Genomic DNA, 19,567 nt, shown 5'->3' on the forward strand with positions numbered 1-19,567 from the left:
CCGACAGCTTATTAAAACCGCCGGATTAGAAATATTTTTAGCCAGTATTCAAATCACCCTTAAATTGTACATATTTCAATTGATCTTTTTGTTATCCCTGACCGTGTATCCGTATAAATAAATTCCTAATAATACAAACATCAAAAGTGAAATCCATGAAGCAAGTGCTCCACTATTTGTAATCCAATTTGCACCAAATCCTATATTTATTTTAAGTCCTGCAAATATAGCAATTACTAATCCCATTAAAGCATCTCCAGCGACTAACCCCGAAGAAATCAATATGCCTTTTTCAGTCTTTTCTTTGTACAGTTTTTCGTCATTCTTGTATTTTCTGTCAATTATCCATCTGATAATACCTCCAACCATTACTGCTGCACTTAACTCAAATGGCAAATAAAGTCCAAGTGCAAATGGCAGCACCGGAATATGCATCAATTCAATCATTATTCCCATAAATACTCCTGCTAAAATTAATATCCACGGAAGATGTCCTGTCATTATTCCTTTTACGACCATAGACATTATCGTAGCCTGTGGAGCAGCTACAGCTTGTGAACCAATTCCGTAAGAATTATTAAGCATAATAAGCACTAATCCTGCAAAAATTGATGATGCAACTATTCCTGTGTAAAGATATGTCTCTACCTTTTTAGGCGATCCACCTATAATGTAACATGTCTTTAGAGACTGCGCATTGCATCCTGCTGTTGCTGCTGCAATACAAACTATGCCTCCTATAGTAATTGCCAATATCATGCCACTATCTCCGACAATACCTGTAAGCTTTAAAATAGACGTAACAACAAGCAATGTAGCTATTGTCATGCCTGACACTGGGTTATTGGATTCACCCACAATTCCTGTCATTCTTGCTGAGACAACAGCGAAGAAGAAGGAAAATAATATAGTCAAAAGGCTTCCTATAAATGTCATCTTAAATATTGGAAGAAGCCATGTTAAGAGGAATAAGAAAATCGCCCCGATAATCACTATATTTATCGATATATCGCTGTCAGTCCTTTTTTGTTCTTTTGCACTAGCTCCAAATCCTGATAGTGAGTCTTTAAATGCCTTTATAAGTGTAGGGAATGTTTTGAATAAAGTAATGAACCCTCCTGCCAATACTCCACCAGCACCTATATACCTTATATAGCTGCCCCATATTTGAGAAGCTGACATATCTTTTATAAGTGTTGTGGCTGGATATATTGGACTTGTAAGACCATCTCCAAAAAATTTTATCAATGGTATAAGACCAAGCCATGCCAATATACCACCTGCCAGCATGTATGAAGAAATCTCTATTCCAACTATGAAGCCAACTCCTAACAATGATGCTAACACGTTTATTCCAACTTGCGTACCCTTAAACCAATTTAGATTCCATGCAGGCTCTTCTGACCATATAGAAAAACCACCTGATAATAATTTGTATATGCCACCTGTAAGCATACCAGACAAAACTGTCATAAATCCTGAACCACCTTGATTGCTTGTTACAAGGACTTCAGAAGCTGCCATTCCTTCAGGATATAGAAGTTTTCCGTGTTCTTCAACCGTCAAATACCTTCTTAAAGGTACGACAAATAATACGCCAAATAATCCACCGATTAATACCGCAAATATTATTCTTTCAAGTGTAAACTCATTTTTAAAGCCCCAAATAGCTATAGCTGGAAAAGAAAACAAAAGTCCAGCAGCAACGCTTTCACCTGTCGCAGCTATTGCTGTAGCCATATTAGCTTCTAATATGCTATTTCTCCTAAAAATCGTCTTTAATATACCAGTAGACAAAACAGCAGCAGGAATCGCTGCACTTATAGTCATTCCAGTTTTAAGACCTAAATAAGTATTAGCTGCCGCAAAAACAATCGCAAATATCACACCTATAACTAAACTTAAAAACGTAGATTCAGGAAGAACCTCTTCTGCTGGAACAAATGGCACATACTTATCTCCACTTATACCACCATAAGCGCCATCTGATAACTTTCTTCCATATTCAGCTTTTCCACTGGCCATATCCTTTCTCCTTTCGTGTTATAGTTTAAATAATTTATTTAAGCTTTTATTGCCATAACCACCTCCTTCAACATTTTAACTTATATTAAAATATTTTAATAGTATGAAGCAATAAAATGGCCTACTGTGATTTTTAAACTCTTCACAAAGCGATACATCGTTTTCCACTTTTATTATATTCGACAGACATTTCAAAAATCCTTCAAAAATGCAAAATATGCTTCATGAATATTTTCACTGCATTTCTTTCATTCATAATATAGTGTTTATTTCTTACTTAAAGCATCTATAAGTTCTGCTCCTTTTTCTAAGGCTTTTTCATTTATTGACACAAGATGCTCTTTACTTGGTCCTAAAACTTCTACAAGTGCCTTTAATGTAGATTCAATTTTTGTAATATTCGTTGCTTTTATTAGAGCTCCTAAAATCACCATATTGGCAATCTTTAAATTCCCTAATTCATTGGCAATGTCATTTGCTGCAATTTCGTAAACTTCTATATCCTTTCTTTTCGCTTTCTCTTTAATTAGCGATGTATTTATAAAAAGCTTTCCACCAGGCACAACATATTTTTCATACTTTTCTAAAGAAGGCCTATTCATTGCAACAACTACAGTTGCCTCGTTTATTATGGGGGAGCCTACTGGTTCATCAGATATGGTAACATGGCAGTTGGCTGTGCCTCCTCTCATCTCTGGTCCATACGACGGCAGCCACGATACGTTTTTCCCATCCATCATTCCTGCGTATGACATTATAAGCCCCATCGACATGATGCCCTGTCCACCAAATCCTGCAAATATTATCTTTTCATTCATTTTATTTTTCCTCCTCCAAGGTGTTTTTGTATACACCTAATGGATAGTATTGCTCCATCTTGTCTTTTATCCATTTTAATGCTTCATTCGGTGACATACCCCAGTTTGTTGGACAGCTTGACAGGACTTCTATCATTGAAAAGCCTTTTTTGTTTATTTGGGCTTTGAATGCGTTTTTGATTGCTTTTTTGGCGTTTAATACGTGTTTTACGTCGTACACTGATACTCTTTCGATGTATGCTGCTCCTTCTAATGTTGATAGCATTTCACACATTTTTATGGGATATCCGTTTGTTTCTGGTTTTCTTCCGTACGGGGTTGTGAGGGTTTCTTGCCCTATCAGCGATGTTGGTGCCATTTGGCCTCCTGTCATGCCGTATATGGCGTTGTTTATGAATATTACTGTTATGTTTTCTCCTCTTGCTGCTGCGTGTACTGTTTCTGCTGTTCCTATTGCTGCTAAGTCTCCATCTCCTTGGTATGTGAATACTATTTTGTCTGGGTGTACTCTTTTTATGCCTGTTGCTACTGCTGGTGCTCTTCCATGGGCTGCTTCTTGCATGTCGCAGTTGAAGTATTCGTAGGCGAATACGGCGCATCCTACTGGTGCTACACCTATTGCTTTGTCTAATACTCCTAATTCTTCCATTGCTTCTGCTACAAGTCTGTGGACTATGCCATGTGTACATCCTGGACAGTAGTGAAATGGTGTGTCTGTTAGTCCTTTTGTTTTTTGAAATACTACTGCCATTATTTTTTCCCCCTTATTTTCTTGATTTCTTCTAATATGGCCATGGGTTCTGGTACCATTCCTCCTACTCTTCCATAAAAGTGGACTTCTTTTTGTCCGTTGACTGCTAGTTTTACGTCTTCTACCATCTGTCCCATGCTCATTTCTATTGTTAAATAGGCTTTTACGTGGTCTTTTGTTTTTTTGAATGGTTCTTCTGGAAATGGCCACAGTGATATTGGCCTTATTAAGCCTACTTTGATGTTTTCTCTTTTTGCTAGTTCGATTACGTTTTTGGCGACTCTTGCTATCGTGCCGTATGCTACTAGTATTATTTCTGCTTCTTCGCAGTTTGTCATTTCATATCGCACTTCTTCTTTTGCTGCTTTTTCGTATTTTTTGAATATTTCTATGTTGTGTTTTTCTAATATTTGTGGGTCTAATTCTAATGAGTTTATGATGTTTCTTTTGTTTCTCATTCCCATGCCTGTTGTGGCCCATGGTTTTTCTTCTATTTTGTTTTCTTCTTTTTTTAGCATGTCAAAGTCTACTGGTTCCATCATTTGCCCTAACATGCCGTCTCCTAATATCATTACAGGGTTTCTGTATTTGTCAGCTATGTGGAATGCTTGTTGTACTAGTTCTGCCATTTCTTGTATTGTTGATGGTGCCAAGACTATGAGTTTGTAGTCTCCATGTCCTCCGCCTTTTGTGGCTTGAAAGTAGTCTGATTGGGATGGCTGTATTCCTCCTAAGCCTGGTCCGCCTCTCATTATGTTGGCTATTACGCATGGTACTTCTGCCCCTGCTATATATGATATTCCTTCTTGCATTAGGCTTATCCCTGGGCTTGATGATGTTATAAGGACTCTTGCTCCTGCTCCTCCTGCTCCGTATACCATGTTTATTGCTGATACTTCGCTTTCTGCTTGTAAGAATACTCCTCCTACTTCCGGCATTCTTTTTGCCATGTACGCTGTTACTTCGTTTTGTGGTGTTATTGGATATCCGAAATAATGCCTGCACCCGGCTTGTATTGCAGCTTCAGCCAGCGCTTCATTTCCTTTCATGAGTACTTTTGCCATATCTATCCCCCTCTTATTTTATAACTGTTATGACTGTGTCTGGGCACATTATTGCACAAAATCCGCAGCTTATGCATTTTTCTATATTTTCTTCTTTTATCATGGCTGGGTGGTATCCTTTTATGTTTAATTTGTCTTTGTCCATTTCTATTATGTGTCTTGGGCATGCTTCAACGCATAGTTCACAGCTTTTGCACAAGTTTTCATTAAATATGACTTGCTTCAATTTCATCATCTCCATCATATTTTATATTACCTTATTCATACACTTTTGCTTCTTCTTCTCCACTTAAGACACGGTACGCTCCTTCGGCAAGTGCTTGCATCTCATCTTCTCCTGGATAAACATACACAGGAGCTATAAAATTAACTCTACTTGAAATGCGCTTTACAAAATCTTCATTGTATGCTATACCACCTGTAATTCCTATAGCATCAACTTTGTCGTTTAAAGCTACAGCCATCGCTCCAATCTCTTTTGCTGTCTTATACGCCATTGCATCAAGTATCAATTCCGCACTCTTATTGCCATTTTCTATCATTCTGTATACTTCTTTTACGTCATTTGTATTAAAATGTGCTACTAAACCGCCACCACCCAATATCTTCTTTTTCATTTCTTCAAGAGTATATTTGCCACTGTAGCACAATCTCACAAGTTCCAATGACGGAAGTCCTCCTGCTCTTTCAGGTGAAAATGGCCCCTCCCCATTTAAAGCATCATTTACATCTATTACATAACCATGTCTATGAGCTCCAACCGAAATTCCTCCGCCTAAATGTGCAATTATAAGGTTGACATCCTCGTATTTCTTTTTTAAATCAGAAGATAAACGCCTTCCAATGGCTTTTTGATTTAATGCATGAAATATGCTGGATTTTTGGATTTCAGGCATTCCCGTTATTCTGGCGACATCGTCTAATTCATCTACGACAACTGGATCAACTATAAATGCAGGTATACCGTGATTTTTAGCTAATTCGTATGCAATAATTCCTCCAAGGTTTGAGGCATGTTCACCTCTTTTAGCTTCTTTTAAATCTGATATCATTCTTTCGTTTACAATGTAAGTACCACTTTTTATCGGCTTTAATAGACCGCCTCTTCCGACAATTGCATTCAATTTTTCCATGGAAAAATTCTTTCTATGAAGCATTTCTAAAATAGCATTTTCTCTAAATTCCAACTGTTCAAATATAGTTTTATATTGACTAAGCTCAGAAACGCTATGTCTCAATGTTTCTGTAAACAAAGCTTTTTTATCTTCAAAAACTGAAATCTTTGTTGATGTAGAACCAGGATTTATTGCAAGGATTAAAAGCAAAGGAATTCCCTCCATAAGCTTAAACTTTTTTTATGAAATTATCTCTAATTCCCGCTATAGTTTTAATTCTTTCTTCAGCTACCATATCGGCAGCAATACAAGTTGGAATATTTTCTTGCTTTGATTTTTGTATGACTTTTTTTACATTGTCATATACCATAGAAACTTTTCTCATTGCCCGTTCTTTGTTATAACCAGATGGATGTAATTCCTCAGCTACATTTATGACACCACCTGCATTGATAATAAAATCAGGTACATAGAGTATTCCTTTTTCTTGTAGGATTTCTCCATGTTTTTCTTCCTTCAATTGATTGTTTGAAGACCCTGCGACAATTTTACATTTTAGATGCGGTATTGTCTCATCATTTATTACAGCACCAAGTGCACATGGTGCAAATATGTCACAATCAACACCGTATATATCATCAGGTTTTACATACTCAGCATTAAATTCACTGACGGCTCTTTTTACATTATCTTCAAAAATATCTGTGATTATTAATCTTGTTCCCACATCATGCAAGTATTTTGCTAAATTATATCCAACATTCCCAACACCTTGAATAGCAACTGTTTTACCGCTTAATTCAGTAGTTCCAAATACTTCTTCACAAGCTGCTTGAATGCCTCTAAACACCCCGTATGCTGTAAAAGGAGACGGATCACCACTTTTCTCAGCAAGTCCCGCAACATAATTTGTCTCCATACTTATATAATCCATGTCTTTCATATTTGTCCCAACATCTTCGGCGGTTATATACCTTCCATTAAGCCCCTCTATAAACCTGCCTAAGCTTCTAAATAATGCTTCACTTTTATCCTTTCTTGGATTTCCAATTACAACAGTTTTTGCGCCACCAAGATTTAGACCAGCGGCCGCATTCTTGTAAGTCATGCCTCTTGCAAGCCTTAATGCATCATTTATCGCGTCTTCCTCTGTATCATAAGTCCACATCCTGCATCCACCTAATGCAGGACCCAATGTTGTATCATGTATTGCTATCACAGCTTTTAGATCAGATGTTTTATCATAACACAATACAACGTTTTCATAGTCAAACTCTCTCATTGTTTTAAATAATTCCATACAAATCACTCCTCTTAATTAATATTTTAAGCAATTATATGTTTTTATCTGATGCCACAATTGAAGCAAGCAATATTGAATTAAATTTAGATTCTTTGGAGTCAGATCTTGATGTTAAAATAACCGGTTTTTTTGCTCCAACGATTATTCCAGCTATCCTTTTATTTGCAATAAATGTGATAGCCTTGTAAAGCATATTGCCAGCTTCTATATCAGGTACGATGAGAATATCTGCATTACCTGCAACAGTGCTAATTATACCTTTGTGATAAGCCGACTCAATAGAAAGCGCGTTATCTAATGCCAACGGCCCATCTACTATCATGCCTTTAAATTGACCTCTATCGCTCATCTTTGCTAAAATTGCAGCATCAATCGTCGCCTGCATAGCTGGATTTACCATCTCTACAGCAGCAAGTACAGCTACCTTTGGATCGCGTATACATAACTTTTTCGCCACGTAAGCTGCATTGTATATTATATCAATCTTTGCTTTTAAATCAGGTGATATGTTCATCGCTGCATCGCTTAAAAGCATTAATCTATTAAACGAAGATTCAAAAACAGCTACATGACTTAGTAATCTATCTGACCTTAAATCAAATTCCTTGTCTAAAACGGCTTTTAATATTACTGATGTTGGCACCAATCCCTTCATAATCATGTCTGCTTGCCCATCACTTACAAGTTTTGCTGCCGCTCTACAAGCTTTCTCATCATCCTTTACATCTATAATCTCATGATCTTTTAAAGGCATCGAAATAGAAAGTGCAAGTCTTTCTATCTCTGACTTATCCCCTACTAAAACAGCTTTTATTATTCCTTTTTCGTAAGCATCTTTCACAGCTAAAAGCACATCGACATCAGCCGCTTGTGCAACAGCCACGATCTTGGGATTCAAATCTTTAACTGCCTCATACATTTCTTTAAAACTCTTCACCAAAAGCACCTTCCATATTTTCTCTATACTTATATTTTAAAATAGCGAGAAAAATTATTATTTTATAAATGTTTATTGCTTAAAATTTTTTAATTCTTACAATTTATATTTAATATATTCTCCATTTATTTTAAAATTCCTTCTTAGTTTTATAAAATTTTATAACCTTTATAATGCAAAATTGGGATTCCATCTCATGATACGTCCTCATGGTACGTCATAACCATTTGACTTATCAATAACCATCACTTAAAGCAATGTATCTCACACCGTGGAAAAACTTTTTCCAAATACCTTCTCATTTCAATATAATCTCTCTAAAGACAAGAAAGGTCTTTAGTGCCTATGCATAATTTACTTTAATAAATCATTTAAGTTTTTTCTTTCTAAGTTGAAATTTCTCTCAATAACAATCTTGTTGTTTGCCTTATCCAAAAATTTTTCCCTTTATCCAATTACATTACCATCTTTTTAAAACATACCTTTTACAACATATAAGTGAAAAATCTATATAAAATTTATCTTCAAAGTCTACAGGGACATTTAAAACAAAATGATAATACATTGAATGTTACATAGAATTATTTATTTTATTTGTACATATTATTTACTATAAATGATAGGCAGGAGGGGATATTTATTGCTATTTAAAAAGTATCATAAAGTAGCAATTCCTATTTTATTATTAATAGCCATAAGCATCTGGGGAATATTGTTTTTCAATAAAACATTATCTACTGTAGCAGACAACAAAGAAGAAATAAAGCCCTTTTTAGATGCTTTCTTTGAGTCAAGAGGAAGTGTACTTTTAAGCGGAAATATTAAAGACATAGAAAAATATTACGATGTTGCTAACACAAATGGCAAATGGGCTCTTGAACATGAAAAAAGAAGAATTGATTACGTAAAAGGATGGTCTGAAAAAAGAAATCTTAAATTCGTAGAATCACAATCAATTTATAGAATCAAAAGTTTAAAAGTTGGCGAACAGTCTATATGGCTCTATTTGGTAGAGACGATGAAGATGGGCTACGAGTACAATGTAAAGCCCGATTTAATAAATTACATGGGACTGGGAATTCGACATTCCATTCAGTTGGTTAAAATCAACGGCAACTGGGTGATACGCCGCGATTGGTACTACGATCCATTAGATGAAGATTCAGCATTTATAGATATTAGCCCTGCTGACGGAATAGCCACAGAAATATCGCCAACCAATACTACGCCTGCAGGTGATAGTCAAAATCAGAAAAAAGGAAATTACGATAGAGAAGGCGCTGTAAGGTATGCTGATACGTACGCTGGTGCTGCATGGGGTAGCGGAAATAACTATGAATACAACAAAAAATACAGAGATTATAATGGCGTTGGTGGCGACTGCACAAATTTCGCTTCACAAGTCTTGCATGAAGGCGGTGGACTAAAAATGGACTACGTCTGGAACTTTAATGGCCGTGACTCTAGTACAGCATGGGCACAAGCTCCTGCACTCTTTAACTACCTTATATACAATGGAAAAGGAAGGCTAATTGCACAAGGTACATACACAGACATGGTAAAACCATCGGATTCACACCCTGCAGGAGCAATACGGGAACTTAAAAAGGGTGATCTCATTTGCTATGAAGAAAAAGGTACAATTGTTCATTTTGGCGTTGTAACAGGTTTTGATTCTTACGGAATTCCTGTTGTAAACACACATACATCTGACAGATACCATGTTCCATTTGATTTAGGATGGGATAAAAAGGTTATTTATAGATTCATTCACATAAATGATTAAAGAGAGGCCAAATCCTCTCTTTAATCATTTATGTCTGATCAAGGCTTGTAAGAACATCATCAAAAACGTCTATCCTGCATTTTTGATTTTTTACATCCCAATGTGTACATATTTCACAGCTTCTTGATGATGAGTCTGCTATAGACATCATTGAAGCCTTGCCTAAAGAATCATCATAGCTAAAATCAGGACACATTTCACCTACCGCTTTTAACTGATCTCTGTTAGCCATTTGTATCACCGCCTGTACTTCTTTTTATTGCACTTTCTATGTCTTCTGGTGTCATTCCAGTTGCATCAATTATTGGCGATTTTGTGTACGTATTTTCAAATCCAAGCATGTCTTTGTGCTGTCCTGTTATTACAATTGCATCATAATCATTGACGTTAATACCGCTTAAATTGCTATCTTGCTCAAGATTTACTACATTATATCCTTTACCAGTAAGGTATCTTTTTACATTTGAAAGCTCTCTTTCAACGGCTATTTTTTTCCCCATTAAAAACACCTCCAATAGCGAATACATAATTATTATTAGTTTAATGTACCTTTTTATTCGCATAGGAGGACTATTAAAAGCGATAAAAACATTAAAAACGCGGCTGCCATCAATAGCACTTTTCCCCATTGTGTCATATAAATAAAATCATATCTTTTTTCAGGAAGTTCAAGGTTTCTAAATATTCTACTGATAGTCCTCATATCGTTAAACCAATATGATACGTACAAAAAACCTCCAATAAGCCCCACAATACATCCGACAATAAAAAAATAATTGCTGTAACTTACATACGTAGAATGTATTCCATTTAAGGCAATATTAACAATAACAGTAATAAAAGATAAAATTATACCAAGTAAAATACCTTTCAAGCTAACAACTCCTAAATATCTTAGTATCTACCTTTTTTCTCTTTTGAATAATTATATCATATTTTTCTCAAGGATTATTATCGAAATTAACCTTCAACAAATGTACAAGTTAAATTGAATCTACTTATGTATGACCTGTAAGCCAGGTCATATCAAATAATATCTTATAATTCTATCAGCGTATTCTGCTCTTTTATCCCATGAATTTTCTCGCGCTACTTCCATAAGCTTTTCTTTTTTCACGACGCTAACATTTTCGATGGCTTTCTTTATCAAATATGCAAATTCTTCTTTATCATTGGCAGCGTAAATGCCGTCGCATTTTATGATAGATGGCAATTTGGAAGAAACGATTTGTTTTCCGGTGCTTAAATATTCATACATTTTTATTGGATCGGCACCTTCAGTCATTGTTGTAACTTTAAAAGGAATTATAGTCACATCAAAATACTGTAAATAATTTGGTAGGACGTCATATTTTTTCTCTCCCAAATAAAAAATATTCTTTCTAATAGGCACTTTTTTTGTATTCAAATTAGGACCAACGTACACGAAATTATACTCAGGACATTTTAAAGCAATATAATCCACTAAGTCCCAATCTATCCACGTCGCCAATGCTCCTATATATCCAACTATAGGTTTATCACCAGGTAAATCAATAGGTCTTTCTGAAAAAATTTTGCTTGCTTTCTTAAAATGATCAAAATCCGCACCGTTTGGCAGCAAAAATGTCCTTTTATTGACTTTAATATTTATATTAAATAGTTTTTCAGATGAAGCAAATACTATGTTGGCAGCTTTCTGCACTTCTTCAAAATTAAGTTTCCACTCTGTAAATTCTTCTGAAGGATAATCTATAGAATCAAATATCACATATTTTTTCTTGAACATTTTTAGAAAATTGTAATTTGGAGGATATGATATCCATACTATAGGAATTTCTCTAAATTTTACACTACCAATATCTACACCATTTACAATGTATAAATTTTTCCTTACTTCTATTATTCCTCTATTGTAGCTGTCATCAAAAGATTTATTAACGTAGTAAACTGTATAATTCCTTTCAGACATACGACTCAATAGCTGCTGTGGCCTCTGATAAAGCCAGTTAAAATTAATAGTAGGTGGGTATATAATCGTCGCCATACAAATACCTCCTGTGAAATTTTTATTTTGTACTCATAATATTCAAAAAAACTATATTTCGCTAATTTTAAAAACCCTCAAATTGATTGTTAATTTATTATCATAGCAGGAATTTTGAACTTTATGTAGAATATAGTTAATTGGCTATTTTATGAAGGAGGTGTTACTGGATTAAATGCATATAAAAAATAAAGATGAGTACATAAATATCATGGTTGTACCAAATTCTAAAAAAGACATAAAAAGCTTTAAAATAAAAAGGTCTGCTTTAAAAGCTTATATATTTGCAGCGGTAGTGCTTTTGATAGGCTTGTTTTCAACCTTTTTTTATTTTGCAGGAAAATACGCATATCTTTACGCCGCAGTTCATGAAAAAGACAAGATAATCGCAGAAAAAAATCAAAAAATAGCAGAAATGCAGGACTTAAACCAATCTCAAGGCAAAAAGATCGCCATGCTTAATGATAATGCCAAGAAGTTAAGTGACAAGATGAAAAGTCTTGACGAGTTAGAGCAAAAAGTCAGGCGAATGGTAGGACTAAGTTCACCAGAAACGAGCCGTGGCGGCATAACACGTGATTCAAGGGATTTAACTTTAGATGAAAAAACCACAAATGAGCTTTCAAGCGAAATAGATAATAAAACATATGAATACAAAACTCTGATAGATGATATAAGCAAAAGATTGGATTATCTCGCATCGCTGCCATCATCATATCCTGTTGTAGGACCTATAACATCACCATTCGGAAGTCGCACATCCCCTTATGGAGAAAGCTCAGAGTTTCACCCTGGAATAGACATTGCCGTAGGATACGGTACACCTGTTAAAGCGGCGGGCAAAGGCATTGTAACCTATGCAGGATGGCTTTCCGGATATGGAAATGTAGTCATGATAAATCACGGTTATGGAATCACTTCTGTTTACGGTCATAATTCTCAACTGTTAGTAAGAGTAGGACAAACTGTAAACAGGGGTGATGTCATAGCAAAATCAGGTAGCACAGGTCGCAGCACGGGGCCACACGTGCATTTTGAAATAAGGCTAAATGGCAATCCAGTCGATCCTATGAAATATCTTACCAAGTGACGTATGATAGTTGCCAAAACCCAAAAGGAGGTGTACTATGTTTCAAAGAAAAGATGCTAATACATTTGATGTAAATACTGATAAGATCGATACAATAATTGGCAAAAACACAAAAATAGAAGGAAACATTTCTTCTCAGGGCACTATGAGAATCGACGGATTAGTTACTGGAAAAGTTGAAGTAGAAGGCAATTTAATTGTCGGTGAAAATTCAAAAATAGAAGCTGATGTAAAAGCTGACAATATTTCAGTTTCAGGAGAGATAGTCGGAAATCTTACAATAAAAAATCAAGTGCAGATAACATCCACTGGAAAAGTATACGGTGACATAGAGGTTCAAAATCTCATTATTGACGAAGGCGCAATATTTGATGGAAAATGCAAAATGAATAAAAAAGCAGAAAAGAATGCCGAAACTCAACAAAAGAAAAAAGATGTAAAATAAGGAGCTAAAGCTCCTTATTTTTTTAGAAGTCTATGAAGTATCGCTGTAGCTTCTGCCCGCGTCGCAAAATTTTTTGGCATAAAGTGATATGTATCGTATCCAGATATAATCCCCCTATTTGACAAAGCGATGATATCGTATTTAGCGAAGCTGTCGTTTATATCAATAAATGAACTACTAGAATACGGCTTGTAACCGTAAGCTTTAGCAATTATAGCAGCGATTTCTTCTCTTGTTATGTAGTTATTAGGCCTAAAGCTGCCATCGTCGTAACCACTTACTATTCCAAGTTTTTTCGCTGTCGCTATGGCATCTCTTGCAAAACTCTGCTGCGTATCCCAAAATCCTTCACCAGGCTCTTCACTAATTCCCATTACTCTTAAAAGCAATGTAACAAATTCTGCTCTTGTTATGTAATTATTAGGTCTATATGTACCATCACCATACCCGGAGACATATTTAAGCATCGCCATATCGTTGATATCATCCCTCGCCCAGCTTGCAAATATGTCTCCAAAATAATCAACTGTATTGCCTTCAATAGCTGCCCAAAAATCCTGGCTTTCGTAACCAAGCCTCCAGAAAGATATGCTGTTTATCCCCACTGATGAAAGATAATCTAATTTTAGCTTAAAACTGTAGGAATTTTCAAACCATACTGTATGCTTTACTCCATTTTTGTAATAAATATAGTACGGTTCTTTATATACATTATTCCATAAGGCATTGCCACCGTACATGCCAATCAAATTTTTTACATCATCTTCAGTAACAGAAGTCGTACCAGCCGAAGACCAATCATATCCATATGCCGGAAGCCCCATAACTATTTTATCCTTATCAATTGTAGACAAAGCATAGTTAGTAACATTTTGAAGCCAATCAAACGAGCAAATCGGACCGCTGCTTCCACCAGACCAATGTTGATCGTAAGCCATTATGATAATTTTATCAGCTACTTTGGATATTGCCGCATAATCAAATCCTCCCGCCCAAAAACTCGATGGGCTGTCTGCAGTCATAGCAGGTATAGCAACAGTAAGCATCAAATTGCTTGCTGCCAATTTTGATTTCAAATCCGATAAAAACTGGTCGTAGTTTTGTCTGTCGTTGTATCCAACATTTTCAAAATCAATATTAACTCCTTTGTACCCTCCACTTTTTACTGCACCTACAATGTTATCAATCAAATTATTTCTGGCAGATACATTAGTTAAAACCGAATGTATCAAGCTATTGTCGAATGTCCCTCCCCGCATGTTGTGAATAAGCAAAAGAGGTGTCACGTTGTCTTTTACTGCTTCATCTTTTATCACATCATTTTCAGTACCATTTAGATTACCATTTTCGTCAATCCCATAAGTAAACGTTATTACATAATTGATGTTTGATTCATTTTGTATAAAAGAATCGTAAGAACTATTATCTGCATCGTAATCATGTGTCGCATAAGCGTATACAATTCTTGCTGACGCGCTGGTCTTAGCGAAATTAAATAAAAACAAAGATAAAACTATAAAAGCTGCTATCAGCATAACAAAAAATTTCTTTATATGCATGCCAAAATCCCCCTTGTACATTTTCAATATATATGATAACATTGGCAAGCATATATCTTCAACTGTATAAATTTCCTACAAAAGTAAATGAGGCCCATAAAGGCCTCATTTATCCTTGAAACATATTTCTGGTATTAACGATATCCTGTTGATTTGCATTGCTTACAGGATACCACCCTTTTTGTTTCATCAAATTGAATATCTCATAGTGGACATCGTGTTCTTCATTTAGTATATTCTTAATGCTGGAATATACATTTTGATTTGCACTTTCTATACAAGCGCTGTTGTAAGATTGTAGCAGCAATATTTCTGACTTTAGACAATCTGCAGTTATGTCTTTATCAGTGAGCGGCGAAGTTTGAGATACACTCGCTGTATAAGCTTGATTCTTACCGCTTGCACTGTTTAGATTCTGCATCGTGGTATTGTCGATCGCCCTGCTTATGCTACCTACCGGCGAATAATCATTAGGCATACCTGTAGCATTTATGCTGCCAGTTGTAGTAGCATTTGTCGACACATTTTTTAAATTGGAATTTGTATATGAATCTATCTGTTTGCTAATACTGCCACCTGACATATCCGGCATAGCTGCTGAATTCATGGCAGTAGTATTTACCTTTGCACTTTTTCTACCCATCTATATCACTCCTATTTCAATAAATTTAATAAAGAGTTGTAATGATTTTGATGCACATTTATATTTTTTTGAAACACATTTTTAAGCTGTGGATCTGTCACTTGATTCACAGCCGTCTGATACTTCTTTATTATCAATTGCTCTGATGCAAGTTCATCCGAAATATATCCAAGTTCTTTTTGAGTTAATGCCATATTTTTACCTCCTCCTCAGTTATTTTTGCATATTTATTATTTGTAGTTGCTTTTTTTTAATTCAAAAAAAAAACGCGTTAAAGCGTTTTTAAACGATTGGAATATATTCACTATTTCCCGCCTCATCAATATCTTTAATGACTTCTTCAATAGTTAGTATGCCTTTTCTTATTTTATCTACTTCACACGACGCGTAGCTTAATCTTATATGCGAATCATCTATTTTATTAGAAAAGAATATACTTCCTGGAACAATAGAAACATTTCTTTCAATACATTTTAAATATATCATTTTTGAAGAAATATTTTCTTTCAATTTTATCCAAAAATAAAACCCTCCATCTGGAATATTAATCTCAAAATAGCTATTGTCAGCCAAAAGACGTTTCATCTCATCAAACCTATTCTTCATGGTATTTTTAAATACTTCTACATGTTTTTTCCACATTCCTTCTTTCAAATAGATCTCAAATGCTCTTTGCATCAAACCGGAAGTTGATAAATCTGTAACATATTTGGCTTCAGCAAAAGAATTTATAAGATTTTTAGGAGATAATATAAACCCTAATCTCAATCCCGGCATATATATCTTAGAAAAACTTTTTATATATATTACCCTATCGTATTTGTCATAGGCTTTTAATGGCAAATGCTTATTATTGCTGAAGTTTAACTCATTTGAAAAATCGTCTTCCACAATATAAGTATCATACTTGTATGCAATCTCGATGAGTTTTTTCATCTTTTCCACGCTGTACGAAATTCCTGTTGGATTTTGAAAAACCGGCATTGTGTAAATCAATTTTGGTTTGAAAATCTTCAGTTTCTCCTCCAACATATATACATTAATTCCATCATTTTCAAGTTCTATATCCACAATTTCAGCACCTCTTGATTTAAAAGATGCTATGGCCCATGAATACGTAGGTGACTCAACAAAAACACAATCACCAAAATTTATCAACGCTTTTGATACAACATCTATCCCCTGTTGTCCGCCTGAGATAATTTGTACATCTTCGTAATCAATGCTTACCTCATCTTTCTTTATGAACTCTGCAATGACTTTTCTAAGTGGCATGTATCCCTTTGTATCTTGATATTCAAATGCGTATCCACCATCTCTCTCCAAAACTTTGTTTATAATTACTTTAAAATCTTCAACCGGAAACAGCTCAGGGTTTGGAGACGATGAAGAAAAATTTATCATGTTTTTATTTACAAGTATCTGTCCATGTTCCAAAGCTTTTATGTCTTCGATAGGCATTTCTGATTGTCTAACAGTCTCAGATACATACGTTCCACTGCCGACTCTTTTTTCTATATACCCGTTTGCCTCAAGTAGCCTATACGCATTTATGACAGTAACATTGTTTACACCCAACTCTTTAGCTAATGAACGTATGGTTGGCAACTTGTAACCTGGTGGGATGCTGCCATTTTCAATATATTTTTTAAATTGATTAAAAATCTGTATATAAAGTGGAGTAGTCTTATTTTTATCTACTGAAAAATTCACCATCTTCAACACCTCTCAATTTGTTTCGATACAATTTAATGATAACATAAATAATAACGATTTTGTACAAACTAATTTGCAAGAAAAAAACTGTATAGAAGGTGAAAAAAATGTTCTTATTATTAAAAGGCGCAGAAGTTTATGCACCAAAATACATCGGCAAAATGGACTTACTTACATGTAACGAAAGGATTGTCAAAATAGCGAAAGACATCCATATAAGAGATCTTCCCGAACTTTCAACCATCGACTTAAGCGGGCATATAATTCTGCCTGGTTTTATTGATCAACATGTGCATATTGCAGGCGGCGGTGGCGAAGGAGGTCCTGCAACAAGAACCCCTGAGATAAAGCTAACAGAACTCACAAAAGCTGGAATCACAACAGTTGTGGGACTTTTAGGTGCAGATGGCATAACAAGAAGCATGACAGAATTGCTGGCAAAAGCAAGGGCATTGGATGAAGAAGGCCTTACCACGTATATATACACAGGTGCTTATGAGCTTCCTACAAGAACACTTACTAATAGCGTCAGATCTGACGTAGCAATAATTGATAAAGTGTTAGGCACTGGCGAAATTGCCATTTCTGATCACAGATCAGCTCAGCCAACAGAAGAAGATCTTACAAAACTTGCAGCAGAAGCCAGAGTTGGTGGGCTCTTAGGAAATAAACCAGGAATTGTACATTTGCACGTTGGCGATGGCATAAGAGGTCTTACGCCTGTTATAGACATCGTCAAAAATACTGAAATACCAGTCACACAGTTTATTCCAACTCATGTAAATAGAAATGGTCATCTTTTTTCACAAGCGATGGAATTTTTAAAGATGGGAGGCCGTATCGACTTAACATCAGATATAAAACCTGATGAAAACTCCAAAACTGCACTTAAACCAATAGATGCAGTAAGAAAAATTGTAGAAAACAATCTTCCGTTAGATAACGTGACCATGAGCTCTGACAGCAACGGAAGCATACCTGTATTTGATGAAAACAAAAAGCTTATTAAAGTCATGGTTGGCAGTACATTAACGCTTTATAGAGATTTAAAAGAAATAATTGCAAATGGTGTCTTACCACTTGAAGCTGCCATAAAAATAATAACTGAAAATGTGGCCAAAGTGCTTCTTCTATACCCTAAAAAGGGCTGCATAAAAGAAAATTCTGATGCCGATTTGGTAGTTCTGGACAAAAATTTAAACATTTCATCAGTCATAGCAAAAGGCCAATTTATGATTAAATTCCATGAAATCGTAAAAAAAGGCACATTCGAGTAAAAGGACATTTTTTTGAAAATGTCCTTTTATCATGCTTATCAAAAATCAATGATTCCTCTTCAATACATCATCAGCAATATCCATCATTAAGCTTTTCTGCTCACAATCTGGTATGACTTCCAAATACTTAACAGCTTTTTTTACATATTTGAGAGCAAGTTCTTTTGCATAGTCTATGCCGCCACTCAACTTTACTTCCTTTATTATGCAGTTTACATCTCTTCTACTTAAATCTCTCTTCCTCAAAATCCCCTTAATTACCTTCTTGCGATCCGTTTTAAGCGCATAGATAAGAGGCAATGTGTATATTCCGTTTAATAGATCACTGCCTAAAGGCTTTCCTACAACTCTTTCTACACCTTCGTAATCAAGAATATCATCGACAATCTGAAATGCCGTACCTATTTCTAAACCAAAATGCCGCATAGCTCTTATCATTTCTTTTGGAAGTCCTGCCTGCGATGCACCAGATTCACAGCTAATTGCAAATAATAAAGCAGTTTTTCTATAAATTCTTTTTAGATATTTTTTAATGCTCAAATCCAGATTATATCTATTATCAAATTGTTCAATCTCTCCCTCACAAATAGCCTTAACGCCCTTCGCAATTAATTTTAAATTTTCTTTTGAAATAATATCAGCTATCAAATTAAATGCTTGGCTAAATAAAAAATCGCCAGTAAAAACCGCTGTTTCTTTACCGTATTTGCTTTGAACCGATTTTTGTCCACGCCTCATCTTTGAATCATCAATGATATCGTCATGTATAAGCGTGGCCATGTGCATTATCTCTATAGAAGCTGCTATTGGAATGATTTTCTCCTCACTGTATTCGCCCATTCTGGCAATAGCGATGACAAGAAGGGGTCTTATCCTTTTGCCCCCAGACAAAACCAAATCGTCAATCGCTTTTTTTATGGTTGGAGAGTTAGTCTTGACATTTGCCAAAATAAATTCATCTATCTTTTTCATATCTTCTTTTACAAACTCATATTTGTCAAACAAAACAAAC

At 35.2% G+C, this 19,567-nt stretch carries 21 protein-coding genes; 4 read left to right on the forward strand and 17 right to left on the reverse strand.

What is annotated here, in order from left to right:
* Nucleotides 1–75: 75 nt before the first annotated feature.
* The 8 genes from THEXY_RS08305 to ptb all read right to left on the reverse strand — a co-directional run bounded on the left by THEXY_RS08305 (nucleotide 76) and on the right by ptb (nucleotide 8,013).
* Nucleotides 76–2,025 (reverse strand): OPT family oligopeptide transporter, encoded by a 1,950-nt coding sequence (locus THEXY_RS08305; RefSeq protein WP_013788394.1) that lies wholly within the window; start codon nucleotides 2,023–2,025, stop codon nucleotides 76–78.
* A 266-nt stretch (nucleotides 2,026–2,291) separates the two neighbouring features.
* Complete coding sequence (locus tag THEXY_RS08310; RefSeq protein WP_013788395.1) at nucleotides 2,292–2,843, reverse strand: 2-oxoacid:ferredoxin oxidoreductase subunit gamma family protein; 552 nt, start codon at nucleotides 2,841–2,843, stop codon at nucleotides 2,292–2,294.
* 1 nt (nucleotide 2,844) lies between these two features.
* Nucleotides 2,845–3,594 carry a thiamine pyrophosphate-dependent enzyme gene (locus THEXY_RS08315; protein WP_013788396.1) on the reverse strand — a complete coding sequence of 250 codons (750 nt, stop codon included), beginning with the start codon at nucleotides 3,592–3,594 and terminating at the stop codon, nucleotides 2,845–2,847.
* Nucleotides 3,594–4,658, reverse strand: a complete 1,065-nt coding sequence (locus THEXY_RS08320) for a 3-methyl-2-oxobutanoate dehydrogenase subunit VorB (protein ID WP_013787197.1) — start codon at nucleotides 4,656–4,658, stop codon at nucleotides 3,594–3,596. Before THEXY_RS08320 ends, THEXY_RS08315 begins: the two co-directional genes overlap by 1 nt.
* 13 nt (nucleotides 4,659–4,671) lie before the next feature.
* Nucleotides 4,672–4,884 (reverse strand): 4Fe-4S binding protein, encoded by a 213-nt coding sequence (locus THEXY_RS08325; protein WP_041592174.1) that lies wholly within the window; start codon nucleotides 4,882–4,884, stop codon nucleotides 4,672–4,674.
* Between the two features lie 31 nt (nucleotides 4,885–4,915).
* Nucleotides 4,916–5,989 carry a butyrate kinase gene (gene buk / locus THEXY_RS08330; RefSeq protein ID WP_230197671.1) on the reverse strand — a complete coding sequence of 358 codons (1,074 nt, stop codon included), beginning with the start codon at nucleotides 5,987–5,989 and terminating at the stop codon, nucleotides 4,916–4,918.
* Nucleotides 5,990–6,002: 13 nt separating this feature from the next.
* Nucleotides 6,003–7,073, reverse strand: a complete 1,071-nt coding sequence (locus tag THEXY_RS08335; RefSeq protein ID WP_013788399.1) for a Glu/Leu/Phe/Val family dehydrogenase — start codon at nucleotides 7,071–7,073, stop codon at nucleotides 6,003–6,005.
* 34 nt (nucleotides 7,074–7,107) lie between these two features.
* Complete coding sequence (ptb, locus tag THEXY_RS08340) at nucleotides 7,108–8,013, reverse strand: phosphate butyryltransferase (protein WP_013788400.1); 906 nt, start codon at nucleotides 8,011–8,013, stop codon at nucleotides 7,108–7,110.
* Nucleotides 8,014–8,653: 640 nt separating this feature from the next.
* Between ptb and THEXY_RS08345 the strand changes: the two genes are divergently transcribed.
* Complete coding sequence (locus THEXY_RS08345) at nucleotides 8,654–9,799, forward strand: amidase domain-containing protein (protein WP_013788401.1); 1,146 nt, start codon at nucleotides 8,654–8,656, stop codon at nucleotides 9,797–9,799.
* Between the two features lie 28 nt (nucleotides 9,800–9,827).
* Here the strand turns inward: THEXY_RS08345 and THEXY_RS08350 are convergent, their stop codons facing one another.
* From THEXY_RS08350 to THEXY_RS08365, 4 genes are all read right to left on the reverse strand, one after another.
* Entirely contained in the window at nucleotides 9,828–10,031 is a 204-nt protein-coding gene (locus tag THEXY_RS08350; RefSeq protein WP_013788402.1) for a hypothetical protein, read from the reverse strand.
* The gene (locus tag THEXY_RS08355; protein WP_013788403.1) at nucleotides 10,024–10,299 is read right to left on the reverse strand and encodes a YkuS family protein; all 276 of its coding nucleotides are present in this window, start codon (nucleotides 10,297–10,299) and stop codon (nucleotides 10,024–10,026) included. The genes THEXY_RS08350 and THEXY_RS08355 overlap by 8 nt, the downstream gene beginning before the upstream one ends.
* 53 nt (nucleotides 10,300–10,352) lie before the next feature.
* Nucleotides 10,353–10,673: a hypothetical protein gene (locus tag THEXY_RS08360; protein ID WP_013788404.1), complete on the reverse strand. Its 321-nt coding sequence runs from the start codon at nucleotides 10,671–10,673 to the stop codon at nucleotides 10,353–10,355.
* A 147-nt stretch (nucleotides 10,674–10,820) separates the two neighbouring features.
* On the reverse strand, nucleotides 10,821–11,825 hold the full coding sequence (locus THEXY_RS08365; RefSeq protein ID WP_013788405.1) for a glycosyltransferase: 1,005 nt from the start codon (nucleotides 11,823–11,825) through the stop codon (nucleotides 10,821–10,823).
* A 175-nt stretch (nucleotides 11,826–12,000) separates the two neighbouring features.
* Here THEXY_RS08365 and THEXY_RS08370 point away from each other — a divergent pair, with 175 nt between their 5' ends.
* Both THEXY_RS08370 and THEXY_RS08375 read left to right on the forward strand, forming a co-directional pair.
* On the forward strand, nucleotides 12,001–12,915 hold the full coding sequence (locus THEXY_RS08370) for a M23 family metallopeptidase (protein WP_013788406.1): 915 nt from the start codon (nucleotides 12,001–12,003) through the stop codon (nucleotides 12,913–12,915).
* A gap of 37 nt (nucleotides 12,916–12,952) precedes the next feature.
* Entirely contained in the window at nucleotides 12,953–13,360 is a 408-nt protein-coding gene (locus THEXY_RS08375; protein WP_013788407.1) for a bactofilin family protein, read from the forward strand.
* A 14-nt stretch (nucleotides 13,361–13,374) separates the two neighbouring features.
* Here THEXY_RS08375 and THEXY_RS08380 read toward each other — a convergent pair whose 3' ends face one another.
* From THEXY_RS08380 to pdxR, 4 genes are all read right to left on the reverse strand, one after another.
* Entirely contained in the window at nucleotides 13,375–14,919 is a 1,545-nt protein-coding gene (locus THEXY_RS08380) for an S-layer homology domain-containing protein (RefSeq protein WP_013788408.1), read from the reverse strand.
* Between the two features lie 109 nt (nucleotides 14,920–15,028).
* Entirely contained in the window at nucleotides 15,029–15,562 is a 534-nt protein-coding gene (locus THEXY_RS08385; protein WP_013788409.1) for a spore coat protein, read from the reverse strand.
* A gap of 11 nt (nucleotides 15,563–15,573) precedes the next feature.
* Nucleotides 15,574–15,756, reverse strand: coding sequence for a spore coat protein (locus tag THEXY_RS08390; protein ID WP_013788410.1), 183 nt, complete (start codon nucleotides 15,754–15,756; stop codon nucleotides 15,574–15,576).
* Between the two features lie 88 nt (nucleotides 15,757–15,844).
* Nucleotides 15,845–17,278 carry a MocR-like pyridoxine biosynthesis transcription factor PdxR gene (gene pdxR / locus THEXY_RS08395; RefSeq protein WP_013788411.1) on the reverse strand — a complete coding sequence of 478 codons (1,434 nt, stop codon included), beginning with the start codon at nucleotides 17,276–17,278 and terminating at the stop codon, nucleotides 15,845–15,847.
* Nucleotides 17,279–17,385: 107 nt separating this feature from the next.
* Between pdxR and iadA the strand changes: the two genes are divergently transcribed.
* Complete coding sequence (gene iadA / locus THEXY_RS08400) at nucleotides 17,386–18,555, forward strand: beta-aspartyl-peptidase (protein ID WP_013788412.1); 1,170 nt, start codon at nucleotides 17,386–17,388, stop codon at nucleotides 18,553–18,555.
* Nucleotides 18,556–18,600: 45 nt separating this feature from the next.
* Here the strand turns inward: iadA and THEXY_RS08405 are convergent, their stop codons facing one another.
* Nucleotides 18,601–19,560: a polyprenyl synthetase family protein gene (locus tag THEXY_RS08405; protein WP_013788413.1), complete on the reverse strand. Its 960-nt coding sequence runs from the start codon at nucleotides 19,558–19,560 to the stop codon at nucleotides 18,601–18,603.
* Between the last annotated feature and the right edge of the window lie 7 nt (nucleotides 19,561–19,567).

This window comes from Thermoanaerobacterium xylanolyticum LX-11 (assembly GCF_000189775.2).
Taxonomy (GTDB): domain Bacteria; phylum Bacillota; class Thermoanaerobacteria; order Thermoanaerobacterales; family Thermoanaerobacteraceae; genus Thermoanaerobacterium; species Thermoanaerobacterium thermosulfurigenes.